Genomic DNA, 20,407 nt, shown 5'->3' on the forward strand with positions numbered 1-20,407 from the left:
GTGAGAGAGGGAGCATAGACTTATGGGTAAGATCATCGGCATTGACCTGGGCACCACGAACTCTTGTGTGGCCGTAATGGAAGGGGGCAAGCCCCGGGTAATTGAGAACGCCGAGGGCGATCGCACGACGCCATCCGTGGTGGCGTTTACCGAGGACGGCGAGATTTTGACCGGTGCGCCGGCCAAGCGGCAAGCGGTTACCAATCCGGAAAACACGGTCTATGCCGTCAAGCGCTTGATTGGCCGGCGTTATGAGGAAGAAGTCGTGCAGCGCGATGTGCGGGAGATGCCGTACAAAATCGTTCGAGCCGACAACGGTGACGCTTGGGTGGAAGTGCACGGTAAAAAGATGGCTTCTCCGGAGATCTCGGCCCGGACATTGATGAAGATGAAGAAGACCGCCGAGGATTATCTCGGTGAAGAGGTAAAGGAGGCGGTGATTACCGTGCCCGCCTACTTTAACGATTCCCAGCGCCAAGCGACCAAGGACGCCGGTCGTATTGCCGGTCTCGAGGTCAAGCGTATCATCAATGAGCCCACCGCGGCCGCGCTGGCTTACGGTTTGGACAAACGGGGTGGCGACCGTAAGGTGGCCGTCTTTGATCTCGGCGGTGGCACGTTCGATATCTCCATTATTGAGATCGCCGAAGTCGAAGGCGAGCATCAGTTCGAGGTGCTCTCCACGCACGGCGATACTTTTCTCGGCGGCGAAGATTTCGACCGGGCGATCATCAATTACCTGATCGCCGAGTTCAAGAAGGATCAGGGCATCGACCTCGGTGGTGATCGCCTGGCGATGCAGCGGCTTAAGGAAGCCGCCGAGAAAGCCAAGATCGAGCTGTCCTTCGCTCAGCAAACGGAGATCAATCTACCCTATATCACGGCGGATCGTGCCGGACCGAAGCACTTGAACCTGAAGCTGACCCGGGCCAAGCTCGAGGCGTTGCTCGAAGATATCATCAAGCGCACCGTCGAGCCGTGCCGGATTGCGCTAAAAGACGCTGATCTGTCTGCCTCCGAGGTCGATGAGGTGATTCTTGTCGGCGGCCAGACCCGGATGCCGAAGGTGCAGAAACTAGTGGAGGAGATCTTCGGCAAGGAGCCGCGAAAGGATGTCAACCCCGATGAAGCCGTGGCGCTCGGTGCGGCCGTGCAAGCCGGCGTGCTCGGTGGCGACGTCAAGGACGTGTTGCTGTTGGACGTGACGCCGCTGTCCCTGGGTATCGAGACTCTCGGCGGGGTAATGACCAAGCTGATCGATAAGAACACCACGATTCCGACCAAGGCGAATCAGGTGTTCTCTACGGCCGAGGATAACCAGACCGCAGTAACCGTGCACGTGCTGCAGGGTGAACGGGAAATGGCGAAATATAACAAGTCACTCGGCCGGTTCGACTTACAAGATATTCCGCCGGCTCCGCGCGGCGTGCCGCAGATCGAGGTCACGTTCGACATCGATGCCAATGGCATACTGCACGTCTCGGCGCGCGATAAAGCCACCGGCAAGCAGCAGTCCATCCAGATCAAGGCATCGAGCGGTCTGAACGACGATGAGATCGAGCGTATGGTCAAGGATGCCGAGGCGCATCGCGACGAAGACCGCAAGGCTCGAGAGTTGGTGGATGCCCGCAACCAGGCGGATAATCTCGTCCACGCCACCCGTAAGTCCATCCGTGATCTTGGTGACAAGATCTCGGAATCGGAGAAAAAGGATGTGGAGGAGGCGATTGTCGCACTGGAAGAGGCAATGAAGGGCAGCGACAAGACCGCCATCGATAGCAAGATGGAGGTTTTAGCGGAGAAGTCCGGAAAACTCGCGGAGCGCGCTTATCAGAGCAGTGCTACTGAGGGAGCCGAGGGCGAAGGGCAGCAAGGGGGCGGCGCGCGTGAAACCGCGCAGGAAGACGTGGTCGATGCTGAGTTTGAAGAAGTCAAGGATGACAAGAAGTAATCTGGGTTTGGCCACAGCGAGAGCGCGCCCACCTTCGCAGCGGCGACCAAAGATGTGGTTACTTGGCCACGTGGGGAAGGACCGAGAAAAGCATGGCTGGAAACGCGGTCAGCCGTTGGAGAGGGGGGGCAAGCAACCGAATAGGTGCGGTTCCAAAACTGATTATAATTCCCTCCGCTTTTAAGGTGGGGGATGGGTTAAGCGATAGGGCCGAGTTTTCAGCTAATGACGGAAAGAGATTATTACGAAATTTTAGGGGTGGCTCCCAATGCTTCGGAGGCCGATCTCAAGCAGGCCTATCGTCGCATGGCGATGAAGTATCATCCCGACCGCAACCCCGGCAACCAGGAGGCAGAGGTCCGCTTTAAGGAGGCCAAGGAAGCTTACGAAATCCTAAGTGATTCCCAGAAGCGGGCGGCTTATGATCAGTTCGGCCATGCCGGCGTCAATGCAAGCGCTGGGCGGAGCGGCTTTGGCGGGGGGCCAGGCAACTTCGCCGATATCTTCTCCGATGTCTTTGGTGATATCTTCGGCGGCGCCGCCGGTCGGGGCGGCGCTCCGGGCGTGTTTCGGGGTGCCGACCTGCGCTACACTTTGGAGCTCTCGCTTGAGGAGGCAGTCGCGGGCACCGAAAAGGAATTCGAAGTCCCGACCATGGTCGCTTGCGCGAGCTGCGCTGGCAGCGGTGCTGCCCAGGGCAGCAAACCACAGACCTGTACGACCTGCCAAGGACACGGTGAGGTGCGGGTCCAGCAGGGCTTCTTCGCTATCCGCCAGACCTGCCCGCGCTGCCGAGGCGGCGGCACCATAATCTCCACACCCTGCCGGCAATGCAACGGCAATGGCCGAGTTCCGGAGCAAAAACGCCTGTCGGTGAAGGTTCCGGCCGGTGTGGATACGGGCGATCGGATTCGCCTCGGTGGCGAGGGGGAGCCTGGAGAGAACGGCGGCCCCCCTGGCGATCTCTATGTGCAGATTGCCGTTCGGGCACACCCGATTTTCAAACGCGATGACGCGCATCTTCGCTGCGACATACCAATCAGCGTACCCACAGCTGCCCTTGGGGGCGATTTGGAAGTGCCGACTCTGGACGGTCGCATTACCTTGCGAGTGCCAGCAGGAACCCAATCCGGGCGGATTTTTCGCATCCGTGGCAAGGGGGTGCAGCCGGTGCGTGGCGGTTCACCCGGCGATTTGCTCTGCCGCGTGAAGGTTGAGACTCCGGTCAATCTGACGACTAAGCAGAAGGAGCTGCTCGAAGAACTGGCTGCGACGCTGGAGGTGGGCGGTGACCGGCACAACCCGCAGAGCAATAGCTGGCTGGATTCGGTCAAATCGTTCTTTGAGAGTATGAAGTTCTAGCCTCGGCGGGCGGCCGGCCGCCGAGGCTTTAGGTGTACACCAATGATCAAGATCGGTATCTGCGGGACGGCTGGTCGCATGGGGCGCACGCTGGTCGCGGCGGTCGTGCAGAATCCGCACACGAGACTGGCGGCGGCGATCGAGCATCAGGGCAGCCGCTGGATCGGTGCCGATGCAGGTGATCTGGCCGGTATCGGTACTCTAGGGCTCAGCCTCGTGGACGAGCCCGCCGCGGCGATCGATAGCAGTGACGTCCTGGTGGATTTTACTGTGCCAGAGGCCACGATGGCGAACCTTGCGCTGTGTCGTGCGGCGGGTAAGCCGATCGTCATCGGGACCACCGGCTTAGATCAAGCACAACGCCGTGAACTCAGCCGCACGGCGGAAGTGCTACCGATCGTGCTGGCACCGAATTTCAGCGCCGGAGTCAATTTGACGTTCAAGCTCATTGAGCTGGCCGCTCGGGCGCTCGGTGAGGACTTCGATATCGAGGTGATCGAGGCCCATCATCGCCATAAAATCGATGCGCCTTCGGGAACGGCGCTGCGCATGGGAGAGATACTGGCATCGGCATTGGATCGAGACTTCGGTACATCCGCGGTCTATAGTCGGCAGGGGCGTACCGGCGAGCGCGACCGCAAAACCATCGGCTTTGCGAGCGTCCGCGGTGGCGACATCGTCGGGGAGCACACGGTGCTGTATGCCGGCCTTGGCGAGCGCTTGGAAATTACCCACCGCGCATCCAGCCGTATGACTTTCGCCAACGGGGCTGTGCGTGCAGCTGTTTGGCTCGCTGGGCAAACAGCCGGCCTCTACGACATGCAGGATGTGCTCGGCTTGCGGGACTAGTGTCATGTCACGTATTAAAGGTCGGATATAGACGCTTCAGCTTGGTGCGCGCGTCTTGCGCGGTGAACCGTCGTTCACCTTTGCCTGGAGTTGATCGCGACGCACCTGCCAGGCTGAGATCTGCTCGCGCAACTGCGCAATGGTGTCGATTCGTCGATTCAGGCATTGGCTGATCATCACATTGAGCTCGATTTCGGCGACATTGAGCCAACTGCCGTGCTTCGGTGTGTAGACGAACTCAAAACGGTCCCAGAGGGCTTTGGCCTGATCCGGGGGAAAGGCTTCGTATAGCGCTCCCGGTCTGTGGGTATTCAAGTTGTCCATGATCAGCGTGATCCGCTCGGCATCAGTGTAACGCTCGGCAATGTCCTGAAGGAACTGCGCCCAGTCGATCTTCGTCTTGCGATCCGTCACCTTGGTCATCCGGGTTCCGGCCAACGGTTCAGTGGCCATGAACACGTTGCACACACCGCATCGCTCATACTCATAGTCATGGCGTTGCACACGCCCAGGGCCGGGTAGGAGCGGCGAGCGTGTCTCTCGGATGAGCTGTCGCGGCGTCTCGTCCATGCACATAACCGGATTCGCACCATCGTAAGGGCGTCGATACACGTCCAAAACCCGCTCCATCGCGGCGACAAACTCGGCGCTGCCCCCCGGTGGAATCACCCAACCGATCCGCCGCCAGGGTTTGATTTCGTTTTTTTTAAAACCCGACGGACCGTCTCGTAGGATAGGCTGTCGACGTACTCGAGTTCGACAGCACGATCGGCGAGTAACCGAAGCGACCACTGAGAGTAACCCTTCGGCGGCTCACTACAACTCAGCGCGACCAGGCGCGCTTCCAGATCACCGTCGGCCTTGCGCTCGTACTGCCGCTGGCGCGGCTGACCGCCCAAAGCCGTCTCCAGTCCCTCTTCGACAAATCGTTTTTTGACCCGATCGAGTCTGCGCAGGCTGACCTTCAGCACCTCGGCCACATCCTCGCCCCGCAAGCGCCGCTGATTGAACTCGCCTTCATCGCAGTTCAGCAAGATCAATGCGTTGATGACCTTCCGAGATTGATGCGAGCCCTTCTGCGTCATCGCCTCGAGCGACTGCCTCTCCTCCGCCTGTAACGTCACTTTGTATTTCTTGACCAAGGGTCTCTCTCCGTCTGTTCAGACGGAAAAACAGCCTGTCACACCATAAGCACATACGACGCTTTACGAGTGATGCGACACTAGCAGCTCCGAATAAGGTACAGAAACTTCAGCAGACACTTCATGCGAAAGCAAGTCGAGCACCCCGGCTCGTTGCAAATCCGCTGCGGATAGGAACCGACTGGCTCAGAAAGTGGCTGATGGACACTCGGTCAAGCAGTATGGGCCAGTCGGGCATTTTCCGCACATGGGTTCGGATCAGCCCAAACCCTGCTTAGGGGCGCGGTTTAAGCTCAAGTGTCGAAACTGTAAGGCAGTTCAAGGGGCTGCAACGGCGCACCGTTTAGCAGCAAGCTATTCTGCTCGGCCAGCTCGATCCGCAGCACGGCCAGTAGCTCGCAGCTTTCGGGCGTTGCCTGCGCGGCGGTAACGACCGTCCCGGCCTCCTGGCCGCCCGTGCCGGCGCGTACGATCTCGCCGGGCGCCGGCGCTGTCGCGGTTTGTGTGTGCAGGCGATACATTCGGCGCTTGAGTTTGCCCAAATAATGCATTCGGGCGATCACCTCTTGGCCAGGGTAACATCCTTTGCTGTAGCTGATTCCTTGCAGTGGCTCGAGGTTGAGCATTTGCGGAACGAAAGCTTCCTGGGTTGCGGGCGTGATTGTCGGTATGCCGGCACGGATTTCGAGCAACCGCCAAGCTTCGCTGCTGACCACCGGCAACGTATTTGCTAGCCTTGCCCAGAGCTCTGGCAGCAGCCGTCCCGGTACGACAAGCGCAAATCGATCCGGTACACAATCCAAACGTATGAGTCGAATTTCGTCCGCGTTTTGCACACCGCCGACCTGCTCCGGTAGCGAGCCCATGAGCCGCTGCAATGGTGGCCTGGCCGCTGCCCCGACCAGCCCGATTACCCCAATTGCCTCCGAAACGTCGTCGAGAGTGACCTTGGAGCGCAGCACGAACATGCGCAAACGCCGGATGAGTGAGTCGGTGAGTGCCTTGTGGGTAAACAGGAGCAGGCCGGCATCCGTGCGCAGCACTCGCAGCAGCGCAAGCGCGCGGCCTTTGGCATTGCAATAGGCCGCAAGCCGTGCGTTCGCCGTGTCGAGGCTTTGGATGTCGTTGCTGAGCTGACTGTGGAGGAATGCCGCCGCATCAGCACCGTGAACGTGAATGACGCCCCAATCCGACAGCGCGCACAGGCACTCGCTTGGTTCGTTCGGTGAGAACTCGGTGGGGGTTTGCCCTAGGGCGGGGTTTGCCCGCCGTTCGGGCGTGCTCAGATCGAGGAAGTTCCAGAGTCTCGGCATAATGCTTTTTACTCAGCCCAATCATTTCTTTCCCATCAAAAACCCAATATATCGTATTATCGAAACGGCTTGGACGCACGTGCCGTTCACGCGGGTTATCTCAGTCTTGCAAGGCGGGTGGCCAGCCTATACTGTCGGCAGTGTCGTACTTTTTGCTAGGAGCGGAGCGGTTTACAAATGGATAGTGATGATCGGCCGCTTTCCCCCCACCTGCAGATCTATCGCTTCCCAACCACCGTTATCACCTCGATTACCCATCGTATCACCGGTGCCTTGCTCGCGCTCGGCACGCTGGGTGTGACCTATTGGTTGATCGCACTCGCCTCTGGCCCACAAGTGTATGCCGCAGCCCGTGCCTTTTTCGGCAATGGGTTCGTGCAGCTCATCCTATTTTTCTGGACATACGCACTTTTCTATCATTTATGCAATGGCATCCGCCATCTCGGGTGGGCCATCGATTACGGGTTCGAGCTGGAGCGGGCGCGCAAGTCCGCGGTGGCGGTGTTCGTAGCGGCTGGGATTTTGACCGTTATCACCTGGCTGTTCGCCCTGAGCTAATAATTTCGTTATCGAGGAGCGCCATCCATGAGTTTCCGCACGCCGCTCAAGCAGGCTTTGGGATTGGGAGCGTCGCATTCGGGAACCTCGCGCTGGTGGGCGCAGAGGGTGAGCTCGGTGGCGCTCGTCCCACTACTGATCTGGCTCATCATCGGAATCGTCCGCCATGGCGGTGCCGACTACACCGATGCTCAAGCTTGGCTCAGTTCGCCAATTACCGCTGTTTTAACGATTCTGACGCTTGTCGCCTCCTTTTATCATGGCGCGCTCGGCATGCAGGTCATAGTGGAAGACTACGTCAGTCACGAGACGGTCCAGCTGGCGTTGGTCGTATTGGTGAAGTTCGCCGCCATGGTGCTTGCCGTTGCGGGGATTTTCGCCGTGCTCTTGGTTGCATTGGGAGGCTGATGGATGGCCGGCGATTATGTGATCATCGATCATAGTTACGATGTTGTCGTGGTGGGCGCGGGTGGGGCGGGGTTGCGTGCCACGCTCGGCATGGCCGAGAAGGGTTTGACGACCGCCTGCGTCACGAAATTGTTCCCGACGCGCAGTCATACCGTATCGGCCCAGGGCGGAATCAGCGCGGCGCTAGGCAATATGGGCGAGGATGATTGGCGCTGGCATGCCTACGATACGATCAAGGGCTCCGATTGGCTCGGTGATCAAGATGCCATTGAATATATGTGCCGTGAGGCGATTCCCGCGATCCTCGAGCTCGAGCACTATGGCGTACCGTTTTCGCGTACCGAGCAGGGTCGGATCTATCAACGCGCGTTCGGCGGTATGACGACGCACTTTGGCGAGGGTCGCGCCCTGCGCACCTGCGCCGCGGCTGATCGCACCGGGCATGCAATCCTGCACGCGCTTTATCAGCAGGCACTCAAACACCAGGCAGAGTTTTTCATCGAGTTCTTCGCCATCGATCTCATCATGGATGCGCAAGGTGTCTGTAGAGGGGTGATCGCTTTGGAGTTGGCAACCGGAGAGATTCACCGTTTCCGCGCGCATCTCACCGTGCTCGCAACCGGCGGTTATGGACGGAGCTATTTCTCCTGCACCTCCGCGCATACCTGTACCGGTGATGGTAACGGTATGGCGCTGCGCGCGGGCTTGGCGCTGCAGGACATGGAGTTCATCCAATTCCATCCCACCGGAATTTACGGCGCCGGGATGCTGATCACCGAGGGCGTGCGTGGCGAGGGCGGCTATCTGACCAACTCTGAGGGTAACCGTTTCATGGAGCACTATGCGCCGCATGCGAAGGATTTGGCTTCGCGGGATGTGGTCAGCCGCGCCATGACCGTAGAGATCCGAGAAGGCCGAGGCGTGGGTCCGAGCAAGGATCATCTTCACCTACACCTCGATCATCTCAGCCCGGAAGTCATCCACGAGCGGTTGCCGGGCATTGCCGAGACCACCCGCATCTTCGCCGGAGTGGATGTGCGCAGGGACCCCATACCGGTGCTGCCAACCGCGCATTACACCATGGGCGGAGTCCCGACCAATCTGCATGGAGAGGCCGTCACGTTGCGGGGTGGTGACTCCAACAGCGTAGTCCCCGGGCTGATGGCGATTGGCGAGGCGGCCTGTGTATCCGTGCACGGCGCCAACCGGTTAGGTTCGAATTCGCTGTTGGATATCGTGGTCTTTGGCCGCGCAGCGGCGCTGCGTGCCGCGCAGATCGTCAAAGAACAGGGACCGCCACCGCCATTACCGCGTGACGCGGCGGAACCGGCGCTCACGCGATTGGAGCGGTTGCGTTACGCCAAGGGCGGCGAGCCGACCGCGATGATCCGCGAGCGTATGCAGCGTACGATGCAGGATTGTGCCGCCGTTTTTCGCGACCTCCCCACCTTGGAGGAAGGTTGCAAACGCATAGCCGAGGTTTATCAGCATTTTGCGGGTGTGAGCGTTTCGGACCGCTCGCTCATTTGGAACACGGACCTAGTGGAAACCTTGGAGTTGGAAAATCTGCTGGGCTGCGCGATTACAGCGGTCGAATCTGCGCGCAACCGTACGGAGACGCGTGGCGCACATAGCCGTGAGGACTACCCTGAGCGGGACGATCGACATTGGCTAAAGCATACGCTGTCATGGCTGGATGCCAGCGGCAAGGTCTCTTTGGATTACCGTCCCGTACGTTTGACGCCTTTGACAGGCGCAATGAAAGCGGTGCCGCCGCAGGTCCGTGTTTATTAAAATTGCGGCCGCGACCCCAGCCGCGCGCGCGAAGACAAGTTTTGAGACGAGGGCCAGCTATGGCGAAGTTCAGACTTCCGGCGAACTCCCGCATTCAATCGGGGCGGCACCATCCTGCACCTGTGGGTGCCAAGAACGTCAAAGTGTTCAAGGTTTATCGATGGAGCCCGGATCAGGGCGGTAATCCGCGCTTGGACACCTACGAAATAGATCGGGACAGCTGCGGTTCGATGGTTTTAGACGCGCTGATCAAGATCAAAAACGAGCTTGATTCCACCTTAACGTTCCGACGTTCATGTCGGGAAGGGGTCTGCGGCTCCTGCGCTATGAACATTGCCGGCCGCAATACTTTGGCTTGTACCAAACCCATTGACGGAATTGAAGGGGAAATCCGAGTTTATCCACTGCCGTCCTTGCCGGTGATCAAGGATCTTGTGCCGGATATGACTCATTTCTATGCGCAATACGCTTCAATAAAGCCATGGCTGCAGGCCAAAACACCAACGCCTCCTAACCGTGAGCGGCTGCAGTCTCGGGAAGACCGAGCGAAACTCGATGGGCTCTATGAATGCATTCTCTGTGCCTGCTGTACCACCGGCTGTCCGAGCTGGTGGTGGAACTCAAAGCGTTATCTAGGACCCGCGGTTTTGCTGCAAGCTCAGCGCTGGCTAGCGGATAGTCGGGACGAGGCGACTGGAGAGCGCTTGGATGACCTAGAAGATTCCTTCAAGTTGTATCGTTGCCACACCATCATGAACTGCGTCGAGGTCTGTCCCAAAGGACTGAATCCGGCGCAAGCGATCGCGCGGATCAAAGGGCGGCTGCTTGTTCGGGGTTGAGGGGCTGGGTGCTTTGCAGAGGCGGGCGATCAGATGAGCGAAATCGCGCGTCTACGCTGGCGCTGCCGACGCGGTACCCGAGAATTGGAATATCTGCTGCAGCGGTTTCTGGATCATCATTTGAGCCTGGATGAACCGGACTTGCGTGCCTTCGAACGCTTGCTCGATTGTGAAGACGACCGGCTTATCGATTGGCTTATCAGGGGAGATGACCCGGCCGATGGACAGCTCTGCGCCATCATCCGCCACATACGGCGCAGCATTGGTTGTTGACGTAGTACCCTCGCGACGTCTGTTCGGGCTGGTGCTCGCGTTGTCGGCCGCCGCGGCGCTACCGGCATTGCTTTGGTCGGATTTGGCCGTGGCCGTACGAGTTGGCTGGTTCGTGGTAATTGTCGTGTTGTGCTATCGCGAGCTCACCCGTCAGGGCTGGGCGCACCCCAATGCCTTAGTGCATCGGTTCGGACGAACCGGCGCTGGCCATTGGTTCTTTGAAGCCCGTGGCGTTCGATACAGCGAAGCGGTTTTGACCGAGCGGTTGGTTGGGCCAGGGGTATGCATATTGCGGCTATCGACCCCGAGTTTTGCCCGGACCCTGGTGGTCCCCACCGATGCCACCGATGGACTTAGCCATCGGCGCCTGCGTGCGGCATTACTGGTCCTTCAATGATCCCGCCCTGACGGATGTAAACCGTTATCCTTCCTTGCCCTTGCGACGATAGGGCCGCGGCGCTGCAGGTGTAAGAATGGTGGGGCCTGAGGGGTGAGCCTCATCGCGCTGCGGATAGTCCAGGATGTAATGCAACCCGCGGCTTTCTCTGCGCAGCAAGGCGCTGCGAATGATCAGATCAGCCACCACAGCGAGGTTGCGCAGCTCCACCAAATCCGCGGTAATGCGGAAGTTGCCATAGTACTCCTGGATTTCACCGAGGAGCAGATCAATCCGCCGCTGCGCTCGTTCCAAGCGTTTGTGAGTACGTACGATGCCGACATAATCCCACATGAAGCGTCGAATTTCGTCCCAATTATGGCTTACTACCACCTGCTCGTCGGAATCGGTCACCAGGCTTTCATCCCACAGTGGCAACGCCGGCTGCCGCGTTGGCTGTTCGGCGAGCACTCGAGCGATGTCGGCGGCCGCCGCAGTGCCATAGACGAGGCATTCGAGCAACGAATTGCTGGCCAGTCGATTGGCCCCGTGTAATCCGGTGTAGGAGACTTCGCCGATGGCATAGAGCCCCGGTACATCCGTGCGGCCGCAGTGATCCACGAGCACTCCGCCACAGGTATAGTGAGCCGCTGGTACCACCGGGAGGGGAGCCTGGGTCAGGTCGAAGCCGAATTCGAGGCAGCGGCGCTGGATGGTCGGGAAATGGGTGCGCAGAAATGCGGCGGATTTATGGCTGATATCGAGGTAAACACAGTCGATTCCGAGACGTTTCATCTCGTGATCGATGGCTCGGGCGACGATATCTCGGGGTGCGAGTTCACCGCGCGGATCAAAACGCTCCATAAAACGCTCGCCGTTGGGTAGTCGCAACCAGGCCCCTTCGCCACGCACGGCTTCGCTGATGAGGAACGATTTGGCCTGCGGATGATAAAGGCAGGTGGGGTGGAATTGAATGAACTCCATATTGGCGATACGGGCTCCGGCGCGCCAGGCCATAGCGATACCGTCTCCGGTAGCACCGTCCGGATTGCTCGTGTAAAGGTATACTTTATTGGCTCCGCCACTTGCCAAGACGACACAGCGCGCTTGCACGAGTATGACGTGGTTGCTGCTCTGATCGAGCACATAGGCGCCGTAGCAGCGGTTGTCGTCGAGCCCGAGCCGACGCCCGGTGATGAGGTCGACCGCGGCATGGTATTCAAGGACGCTAACATTCGCTAGGTCGCGTACTTGCTGCTCTAGGGTCGTTTCGAGAGCGCGTCCGGTGGCATCGGCGACATGGGCGATGCGGCGGTGGCTATGGCCGCCCTCGCGATGGAGGTGTAATCTCTCGGTACCGTCGGCGCGGCGCTCGCGCGAGAAGGGGACGCGTACATCGAGTAGCCATTCGATCATCTGGGGGGCGCGGCTGGCGACGAACCGCGCTACCTGCGGATCGCAAAGTCCGGCGCCGGCTTCCAGTGTGTCGGCGACATGTGAGTCGATCGAATCGGGTTCTTCCAGTACCGCCGAAACGCCGCCTTGGGCATACAGGCTCGAGCCTTCGTTCAGTGCCCCCTTGGAGAGCAGGGCGATGCGGGTAGTGCGCGGCAGATGCAGCGCCAGTGTCAGGCCGGCCGCGCCGCTGCCAACGATTAACACATCATACGAAATTGCCGCATTTTCCATATAGTTGCACCTAACGGAGGGGATCGGCTACCCTCCTGTTCCGTTGCCGCGCAAAGATCAATCCGGTTCTGGACCGTAGCCGGGTCAATATAAACCTACACTGTGACCGCGCGAACTATCCATGTTGCTTAGTGTCTATGAGGATAGAGCAAACCGCTCCACGAGCCGGTGGTTGGTCTCCGAATGATGAGGAGATCGGGCACCGATCAGGAGTTGGTGGCGCGTGTGAAGGCCGGTGACAAGCAGGCCTTCAATGTGTTGGTGCAAAAATATCAGCACAAACTGGTTAAGCTGATATCGCGCTACGTCCATGACCAAACAGAGGCGCTGGATGTGGCACAAGAGACATTTATCAAAGCGTATCGGGCGTTGCCCGGCTTTCGCGGCGAGAGCAGTTTTTATACGTGGTTGTATCGAATCGGGCTCAATACGGCGAAAAACCACCTGGTTTCATTGGCTCGGCGTCCGCCGGACACTGACATCGATGCCCAAGATGCATCACGCTATGATATCGAGTCGAGGCTGAAAAACCATGATACGCCCGAAGCGCTCGCCCAACGCGACGAGATCGAGCGTACGGTGTTGATGGCCATTGAGGAGTTGCCGGAGGATCTGCGCATCGCGATCACATTGCGGGAGCTCGAGGGCTTGAGCTATGAGGAGATCGCGCAAGCGATGGATTGTCCGATCGGTACCGTACGGTCGCGGATATTCCGCGCTCGGGATGCTATCGCCAAGCGTTTGCGGCCATTGTATAGCGTTAGCCTGGCAGGTGACGGGTTATGAGGGATGGGCTTAATGAGCAGCTGTCGGCGCTGGTCGACGGCGAGCTTCGCAAAGGTGAGACGGATTTGCTTTTGCGTCAATTGGGACGTTCTGCAGAGCTTAAAGCGCGTTTCGCGCGTTATTGTCTGATCAGTGATGCATTGCAGCGGAATCTCTCAGTAGCAACGGGCAGCGACCTTCCCACGCGGGTTGCACGCGCACTCGAAGACGAGCCAAGTTACGGCGCAGAACAGCACCGGCATACGCGCGGCCCGCGTGGTCGTTTATTATTGCGCCCGGTGGCCGGCATGGCACTTGCTATTACCGGAGCATTGGCGATGGTGACGATGTGGCCGCAGCAATCCCAGAAGACAGCATCGGTGCAGGCTGAGGGCGAGAGGCCGATCGTGGCGGTACAGGAGACACCGCTGCAAAGTCGTCTGCGGCCGATCGAAGCAACCGTTGCGTCTGAGCATGCGGTGCCGAGTGTGGCCGTTGAAACGGCGGCGCGCAGTCAGCTCCAATGGAAGCGCCTCGATCCGCAGCTACAGCAGCAACTGACAGACTATCTGATCAAGCACAGTGAGCGTTCGGCAACCGGCCAGATGGATGCCGCCCTGCCTTATATGCGGATCATAGGGTATGAAGCGGGCGAATGAGTGGGGGGCGGAACGTTGGTTCTGGCTTGGTGCGCTCGTATGTTTGGCGGCTTGTCTAGTACTCGGCACCCGAGCTCAGGCTGATGCCAATGAAAGCCAAGCGGCACAAGCCTTACTGCAGCGTATGATGCATGCCGTGCGGTTTACCAACTACGTCGGCGTCTGCGTTTATCGCTTCGGTGACAATTTGCAGACGATACGTATCGTTCATCAAGTCAAGAATGGTCATCGGTACGAACGGCTGATTTCGTTGAACGGGCCTGAGCGGGAAATCATCCGCACTGATGCTCAAGCCACTCGCATCCAACCGAGCGAGCATTTCATCGCCCAGAATCTGGCATTGTTGAATCCCCCTTTTGACACGGCGTTTTCGGGTGATACGGCTCGATCCGTAGCGGTCGATGATTTTTGGGATAACATTTATGGCCTGGAATTGCTTGGTACCGATCGTGTTGCGGGACGAGAGACGAGACGTTTGAACATCGTGCCGTTCGACCATTTTCGTTACGGCTATCGATTGTGGATCGATGAGGACAGCGGGTTGCTGCTCCGATCGGATCTGATCGATGAGGCGGGCGAACCTTTAGAACAGATCATGTTCACGAGGATCGAAACCCCGGACACCATTCCGGATCAGTGGCTCGAGTCTGCACCCAACAGTGATGCAATCACTTGGCATCGCGTGCATGCACCACATATGCAACGCGGTACGGTTATGGCTTCGGCGTGGATGATCGGTGACTTGCCGGAAGGCTTCAAGCTCGCCTTTCGGGGGCATCAGCCTCTGCATGGCGAGCGTAATGATTTCATAGAGCATTGGCTTTATAGCGATGGTTTGGCGACGGTGTCGGTTTATATTCGACCGCAAGGCAGGCATCCATTCAACGGCTGGTCGCGAATGGGCGCGGTTAGTACGTTTGGGCGTACGCTTGATGATTATCAGATCATTGTGGTCGGGGAGGTTCCGGCTGTGACGGTTCGACGAATCGGTGAGTCGATGATGCCGGCGCAGGGTGCTGAACCATGAGCCGATGCCGGATGCTGTGACGGTTTGGGGTGGACGTGCCGCGCGAAGGGCGCTCGAGTGCTTGCCTTAGCCTAAGGACACAGGCGAAGACGGTTGGGCCTCATGGGGGCGGGATTAGGCCGGTTGGCCGTAGCGCTATTGATCGCGTTGCCCACGAGTGCCACGGATTTTTCCGGTTTCACTAAGCCAGCGTGCTGGAACTCCTCGGCGATACTCGGCGCCCGCCAGGGGCGATAGAGTTGTATCAACAGGGTAAGAACCACCCGACAGTTTTTCAATGACCGGCTCTCTCGCAAAGCGTATGATGCGCAATCATTTGGCTCGAGTTGCCTTATCTCCAAAGACAACCACCCCGTGACCGATTCTCATGGGGTGGCGAAGGCGAGCCAGATCAGGGGTAGGTTTGCGCAGCCGGCCGAGTTCACGAGACGCAGTTGGTCCAATCGGATCGGTGTGACGACCGTTCGACTATTTTGTCGCTGCAGTTTTGACGAATAAAAGCCGGGCGGCCGTGTATGCGCGCTCCGCAATCCATCGTTTGGCCTCGCCGGCCCCGTGGCCGCCGCTGCGCGGGCGACGCTAATCAGGCTGTCGAGCTAGCAGCGGCCCTCTGGCACGGCATAACATTCGGCAGTGCGCCGTTGGATTTCTATGACTACGCGCAGACTCGAGCAAATTCGTAACTTTTCCATTATCGCGCACATCGATCATGGTAAGTCGACGCTGGCGGACCGGCTGATCGAACGCTCCGGTGCTCTGAGCCAGCGGGAGATGGCAGAGCAAGTCCTCGATAGTATGGACTTGGAGCGCGAGCGCGGGATTACCATCAAAGCACAGAGTGTTTCTCTCGATTACACAGCGCGCGACGGGCGGACCTATCAGCTCAACTTCATCGACACTCCGGGGCATGTCGATTTCTCATACGAGGTCAGCCGCTCCCTCTATGCGTGTGAGGGCGCCTTGCTATTGGTCGATGCCTCGCAGGGCGTGGAGGCCCAAAGTGTGGCCAATTGCTACACTGCGGTGGAGCAAGGGCTCGAGGTTCTGCCGGTGCTCAATAAGATCGATCTGGTATCAGCCGATCCCGACCGGGTGGTCCAGCAGATCGAGGAAATCATCGGCCTGGATGCGGCCGACGTACTCAAGATTAGCGCCAAGACCGGGCAGGGCCTCGATGAGCTACTGGAGAGCCTGGTCCAACACTTTCCACCACCTATGGGTGATCCGGATGGGCCATTGAAGGCCTTGATCATCGACTCTTGGTTCAACAATTACCTGGGCGTGGTTTGTCTGGTGCGGGTGTTCGATGGTGTGGTGCAGCCAGGCGAGAAGATCCGTGTCCATTCTACGGGACGGGAGTTTACGGTGGATCAGGTCGGGATATTCACGCCCAAGCAAACCTCGTGGCAAAGCCTTACGGCCGGCCGGGTCGGCTATGTGATCGCCGGTATCAAGAGCCTCGACGGAGCTCCTGTCGGTGATACGCTCACACACGCCAGCCAGAAAACCACCGTTCCGCTCCCGGGATTTAAGGTAGTCAAGCCCCGGGTGTTCGCTGGGGTATTTCCCGTGAGTGCCGAGGACTATGAAGACTGCCGCGAAGCGCTCGCCAAGTTGCGGCTAAACGATACGGCGTTGCGCTATGAGCCAGAGACTTCCCAAGCGCTGGGCTTTGGATTTCGTTGCGGCTTTCTCGGTATGCTGCACATGGAAATCGTCCAGGAGCGGCTCGAGCGGGAATACGGCTTGAACTTGATTACCACGGCGCCGACGGTGGTTCATGAGGTGCTGACGACTCGTGCCGAGGTGTTGGAGGTGCACAACCCTGCGGATTTGCCGCCGCTGGGGGAGATCAAGGAAATTCGGGAGCCGATTATTCAGGCGAGCATTCTGGTGCCGCAGGAGTATTTGGGCAATGTAATCAAGCTTTGCGAGGACAAGCGCGGCAGCCAAAAATCACTGCAATACGTGGGCAACCAAATAGCGCTGGAATACGAGATGCCCATGAGCGAAGTAGTGCTCGATTTCTTTGATCGGCTCAAATCTGCGAGCCGCGGATTCGCCTCGTTCGACTACGAGTTTCGTCGCTTCCAGGTGGCCTCTCTAGTCAAGCTGGATATACTCGTTAACGGTGAACCGGTCGACGCACTTTCCACCATCGTTCACCGTGATTTGGCGCAAGTTCGTGGTCGTGAGCTCACAGAGCGGCTCAAAAGCATCATCCCCAGGCAGATGTTCGAGGTGGCGATTCAGGCGGCAGTCGGTAGTCGGATCATTGCCCGCTCCACCATCAAAGCCTTGCGCAAGAACGTCACAGCCAAATGCTACGGCGGCGATATTACCCGCAAGAAGAAATTGTTGGAGAAGCAAAAAGCCGGCAAACGGCGCATGAAACAGGTGGGTAAGATCGAGATCCCACAAGATGCTTTTCTTGCCGTACTACAGGTTGATCAAGCAAATAAATGATAATCCCGCGTGGGAGAAGCGATCGGGGGTAGGTGTAAAGCTGGGTGGGCCGCGGCGCGCGCGCTCGCATAATAGGTTTTCGAGCGTTGATCAGTGATGCGGATAAACCGGCTGTTGATCACCCTGGCGATTGGCAAGACCGATAGGGGGGACGGTTCATGTATTTCAATTTCGAGGCGTTACTGGTCCTGCTGACATTCCTCACGGGCGCGATTTGGCTGTGGGACTGGCGACAGCGCCGTAGCCAAGCTCAGCGCCGCGGTGCAGCAGCGGCTGAGCCCCGCACCAAGATCGGTTGGTGGATCGAGCTATCCCGGTCGCTGTTTCCGGTGATTTTGGCAGTGTTGATCATCCGCTCCTTCATTGTCGAGCCATTCCGGATTCCATCGGGCTCTATGATTCCGACTTTGCTCCCTGGCGATTTCATTCTGGTGAACAAGTTTTCCTACGGTTTGCGGCTGCCCGTGCTGCACACTCGAGTATTCGGCGATGGGCAGCCCGAGCGGGGTGATGTGGTCGTATTTCGTTACCCCGAGGATCCCTCGCAGGACTACATCAAGCGGATTGTCGCTTTACCTGGGGACGCCATCCGCTATGAGCATAAGAAGCTCTATATTAATGGCGAGCCCGCGCCCCAGGAGCTGGTTGGACGCTACCCGCCGGATCCTGCCGCCGTAGTAAAGAGAGAACACCTGGAAGGTGTCAACCACGAGATCCTCTTGTATAAGAATGCGCGTGACGGCGGCTTTACTTTCAAAGTGCCGCCGGATGAATACTTCGCCATGGGGGATAATCGGGATCGTAGCAGCGACAGCCGCTATTGGGGAGGGGTTCCAGCGAACAATCTGGTCGGCAAGGCGTTTTTGGTCTGGATGAGCTGGGATTGGCAGGACAGCACGATTAACTGGGGCCGCATCGGAGACGCCATTCATTAAGTACACACAGGGAGGGGGCGCTTATGAGCCGGTTTGGTCATCAGGGGGGGATGACACTGGTCAGCTGGTTGGTGGCACTGTGCCTGATCGGAACGTTTATTTTGATGGCGATCCGATTGGCACCCGTCTATATCGAGGCCTATGAGGTCGGCTCGATACTGCAGAGCATGGCCGGTGACTCGGGACTTAGGAACTCAACCCGGGGAAAGGTGTGGGAAACATTCAAAAAGCGCCTCGACATCAATAATATTAATTATATTGTTAAAAGTGATGTCGCAATGAATGAGGTTGCAGACGGGTTGCAGCTGATCGTCGCCTACCAGGCACGCGTGCATCTGCTAGGTAACCTGGACGCCGTGGCCAGCTTTCGTAAAGAGGCTATGATTCGGAAGTGACGGTGGAATATGATCGTCTACAGGAGAGACTTGGCTATCGATTTTCGGAGTCGACGTTGCTCGTGCGGGCGTTGACGCATCGCAGTGCGTTTGGGCCGAATAACGAACGCTTGGAATTTTTGGGCGACAGTGTCTTGAACTTCGTCGTTGCGGCGGAGGTTTTCGATCGCCGCAAGCAAGCCAGAGAGGGTGAGCTGAGTCGGTTGCGGGCGAAGCTGGTCAATCAAGCCTCGTTGGCTGATATTGCTCGTGAACTTGCGCTGGGTGAGGCGCTGCGCCTGGGCGGCGGCGAGATGAAAGCCGGTGGCCAACGCCGGGACTCCATCCTGTCGGATACTTTGGAGGCCATAGTCGGCGCAGTCTATTTGGATGCCGGGTTTGCTATCTGCCGTGAGGTCATCCGGCGCCTGTATGGCAATCGGCTACGGGAACTCCCAAGTATCCGAGAGCTAAAAGATCCGAAGACCCGTCTGCAGGAGCATCTGCAATCGATTCGCCTGCCATTGCCGGAGTACCGTGTGCTCGAGATCGCCGGCCGGGCGCATGCTCAGACTTTCCAAGTCGAGTGCCGTATTATAGGCGTGGAGACGGTAACGCATGGTCTGGCGAATAGTCGTCGCCAGGCCGAGCAGAAGGCCGCCGCATCGATGTTGCAGCGGTTGGAGGAGGAAAGTTGACTGATCTGAACGATACGTGCGGTGTGAGTGCCACGGCATCGCAGCTGCGTTGCGGTTTTGCCGCGCTCGTCGGCCGGCCCAACGTCGGCAAATCGACTTTGCTCAACACCCTCCTGGGGCGGAAGGTTACGATCGTCTCGCGCAAACCGCAGACGACCCGGCACCGGATTCTCGGAATTCACACGCTTACCGGTGCCCAGATCGTCTATGTGGATACGCCCGGCTTGCACCGTCAAGAGAATACAGCTATGAATCGCTGCCTCAATCGCACCGCCACCACGGTGCTGGCGGAGGCAGATGTGGCGGTTTTCCTGGTCGATGCGCTGCGTTGGACACAGGAGGACGAGTTCGTCCTCGAGCGATTGACGCCATTTGCAAACCCGGTCATTTTGGCTCTCAACAAGATCGACCGCCTGCGGGCCAAACAGGCTTTGCTGCCGCTCATCGATCGGCTCTCGGGACGACGTGATTTTGCCGCCGTGGTTCCGGTCTCGGCAAGCCGTGGGATCAATCTCGCGGCCCTAGAGGCAGAGATCGTGCAGCAGTTGCCCAATTCCGTTGCCTACTTCCCGCAAGAGCAGATCACCGATCGCAGTGAGCGCTTCATGGCAGCCGAGCTCATACGCGAGCGTCTGCTCAAAACCTTGGGTCAGGAACTGCCTTATGCGAGTACCGTGGCGATTGAAGCCTTCGAGCAAGAAGGTCGGCTGCGGCGCATCGCAGCGGTAATCTGGATCGAGCGTCGTGGACAAAAACCCATTGTAATCGGCCACAAAGGGCAGCGCCTCAAGCAAATCGGCCGCCAGGCTCGCGAAGAAATGGAAGCGCTGTTTGGTGCCGTGGTTTACTTGCAGCTGTGGGTTAAGGTTCGGGAAGGCTGGTCGGATGACGAACGGGCACTTGGCTTGCTGGGCTATGCCGAACCGTGA

Annotated in this window: 19 protein-coding genes and 1 pseudogene; 17 read left to right on the top strand and 3 right to left on the bottom strand. The window is 58.5% G+C overall.

The window, feature by feature from the left end; translation table 11 throughout:
• Positions 1-22 precede the first annotated feature (22 nt).
• The 3 genes from dnaK (at position 23) to dapB (ending at position 4,162) form a co-directional block, all read left to right on the top strand.
• Entirely contained in the window at positions 23-1,951 is a 1,929-nt protein-coding gene (gene dnaK, locus NB231_RS01060) for a molecular chaperone DnaK (protein WP_004999005.1), read from the top strand.
• A gap of 225 nt (positions 1,952-2,176) precedes the next feature.
• Entirely contained in the window at positions 2,177-3,313 is a 1,137-nt protein-coding gene (gene dnaJ, locus NB231_RS01065) for a molecular chaperone DnaJ (RefSeq protein WP_004999008.1), read from the top strand.
• A gap of 42 nt (positions 3,314-3,355) precedes the next feature.
• The gene (gene dapB, locus NB231_RS01070; protein WP_004999010.1) at positions 3,356-4,162 is read left to right on the top strand and encodes a 4-hydroxy-tetrahydrodipicolinate reductase; all 807 of its coding nucleotides are present in this window, start codon (positions 3,356-3,358) and stop codon (positions 4,160-4,162) included.
• Between the two features lie 7 nt (positions 4,163-4,169).
• On the opposite strand, the pseudogene NB231_RS17270 reads toward dapB, so the two are convergent.
• Both NB231_RS17270 and ygfZ read right to left on the bottom strand, forming a co-directional pair.
• Positions 4,170-5,247, bottom strand: a pseudogene (locus NB231_RS17270) (IS630 family transposase).
• Between the two features lie 350 nt (positions 5,248-5,597).
• Positions 5,598-6,617, bottom strand: a complete 1,020-nt coding sequence (gene ygfZ / locus NB231_RS01085; RefSeq protein ID WP_004999018.1) for a CAF17-like 4Fe-4S cluster assembly/insertion protein YgfZ — start codon at positions 6,615-6,617, stop codon at positions 5,598-5,600.
• Between the two features lie 177 nt (positions 6,618-6,794).
• Between ygfZ and sdhC the strand changes: the two genes are divergently transcribed.
• From sdhC to NB231_RS01115, 6 genes are read left to right on the top strand one after another with little or no spacing between them, the layout of a single operon-like run.
• The gene (sdhC, locus tag NB231_RS01090) at positions 6,795-7,175 is read left to right on the top strand and encodes a succinate dehydrogenase, cytochrome b556 subunit (protein WP_004999020.1); all 381 of its coding nucleotides are present in this window, start codon (positions 6,795-6,797) and stop codon (positions 7,173-7,175) included.
• Positions 7,176-7,202: 27 nt separating this feature from the next.
• A complete protein-coding gene (sdhD, locus tag NB231_RS01095) occupies positions 7,203-7,583 on the top strand; it encodes a succinate dehydrogenase, hydrophobic membrane anchor protein (RefSeq protein WP_004999021.1) in 381 nt (126 codons plus the stop codon).
• A gap of 3 nt (positions 7,584-7,586) precedes the next feature.
• Complete coding sequence (gene sdhA, locus NB231_RS01100) at positions 7,587-9,377, top strand: succinate dehydrogenase flavoprotein subunit (protein ID WP_004999023.1); 1,791 nt, start codon at positions 7,587-7,589, stop codon at positions 9,375-9,377.
• 59 nt (positions 9,378-9,436) lie between these two features.
• Entirely contained in the window at positions 9,437-10,216 is a 780-nt protein-coding gene (locus NB231_RS01105; protein WP_004999024.1) for a succinate dehydrogenase iron-sulfur subunit, read from the top strand.
• A gap of 33 nt (positions 10,217-10,249) precedes the next feature.
• Positions 10,250-10,489 carry an FAD assembly factor SdhE gene (locus tag NB231_RS01110; protein ID WP_004999026.1) on the top strand — a complete coding sequence of 80 codons (240 nt, stop codon included), beginning with the start codon at positions 10,250-10,252 and terminating at the stop codon, positions 10,487-10,489.
• Complete coding sequence (locus tag NB231_RS01115; RefSeq protein ID WP_040661520.1) at positions 10,479-10,886, top strand: hypothetical protein; 408 nt, start codon at positions 10,479-10,481, stop codon at positions 10,884-10,886. The genes NB231_RS01110 and NB231_RS01115 overlap by 11 nt, the downstream gene beginning before the upstream one ends.
• Positions 10,887-10,910: 24 nt before the next feature.
• Here NB231_RS01115 and nadB read toward each other — a convergent pair whose 3' ends face one another.
• Positions 10,911-12,554, bottom strand: a complete 1,644-nt coding sequence (gene nadB, locus NB231_RS01120) for an L-aspartate oxidase (RefSeq protein ID WP_004999029.1) — start codon at positions 12,552-12,554, stop codon at positions 10,911-10,913.
• A 186-nt stretch (positions 12,555-12,740) separates the two neighbouring features.
• On the opposite strand from nadB, the gene rpoE reads away from it, so the two are divergent.
• The 8 genes from rpoE (at position 12,741) to era (ending at position 20,407) form a co-directional block, all read left to right on the top strand.
• Complete coding sequence (gene rpoE, locus NB231_RS01125; RefSeq protein WP_040662747.1) at positions 12,741-13,340, top strand: RNA polymerase sigma factor RpoE; 600 nt, start codon at positions 12,741-12,743, stop codon at positions 13,338-13,340.
• Positions 13,337-13,978: a sigma-E factor negative regulatory protein gene (locus NB231_RS01130; protein ID WP_004999033.1), complete on the top strand. Its 642-nt coding sequence runs from the start codon at positions 13,337-13,339 to the stop codon at positions 13,976-13,978. Before rpoE ends, NB231_RS01130 begins: the two co-directional genes overlap by 4 nt.
• Positions 13,962-15,005, top strand: a complete 1,044-nt coding sequence (locus NB231_RS01135; RefSeq protein ID WP_004999035.1) for a MucB/RseB C-terminal domain-containing protein — start codon at positions 13,962-13,964, stop codon at positions 15,003-15,005. Before NB231_RS01130 ends, NB231_RS01135 begins: the two co-directional genes overlap by 17 nt.
• Before the next feature lie 651 nt (positions 15,006-15,656).
• Entirely contained in the window at positions 15,657-17,471 is a 1,815-nt protein-coding gene (lepA, locus tag NB231_RS01140) for a translation elongation factor 4 (protein ID WP_004999037.1), read from the top strand.
• A 158-nt stretch (positions 17,472-17,629) separates the two neighbouring features.
• Positions 17,630-18,406, top strand: coding sequence for a signal peptidase I (lepB, locus tag NB231_RS01145; RefSeq protein ID WP_004999039.1), 777 nt, complete (start codon positions 17,630-17,632; stop codon positions 18,404-18,406).
• Between the two features lie 23 nt (positions 18,407-18,429).
• Positions 18,430-18,801, top strand: a complete 372-nt coding sequence (locus NB231_RS01150) for a DUF4845 domain-containing protein (RefSeq protein ID WP_040661524.1) — start codon at positions 18,430-18,432, stop codon at positions 18,799-18,801.
• Complete coding sequence (gene rnc / locus NB231_RS01155) at positions 18,798-19,478, top strand: ribonuclease III (protein ID WP_004999045.1); 681 nt, start codon at positions 18,798-18,800, stop codon at positions 19,476-19,478. Before NB231_RS01150 ends, rnc begins: the two co-directional genes overlap by 4 nt.
• Positions 19,475-20,407, top strand: a complete 933-nt coding sequence (gene era / locus NB231_RS01160; RefSeq protein ID WP_004999048.1) for a GTPase Era — start codon at positions 19,475-19,477, stop codon at positions 20,405-20,407. Before rnc ends, era begins: the two co-directional genes overlap by 4 nt.

The sequence above is a fragment of the Nitrococcus mobilis Nb-231 genome (assembly GCF_000153205.1).
GTDB classification, from domain to species: Bacteria; Pseudomonadota; Gammaproteobacteria; order Nitrococcales; family Nitrococcaceae; genus Nitrococcus; species Nitrococcus mobilis.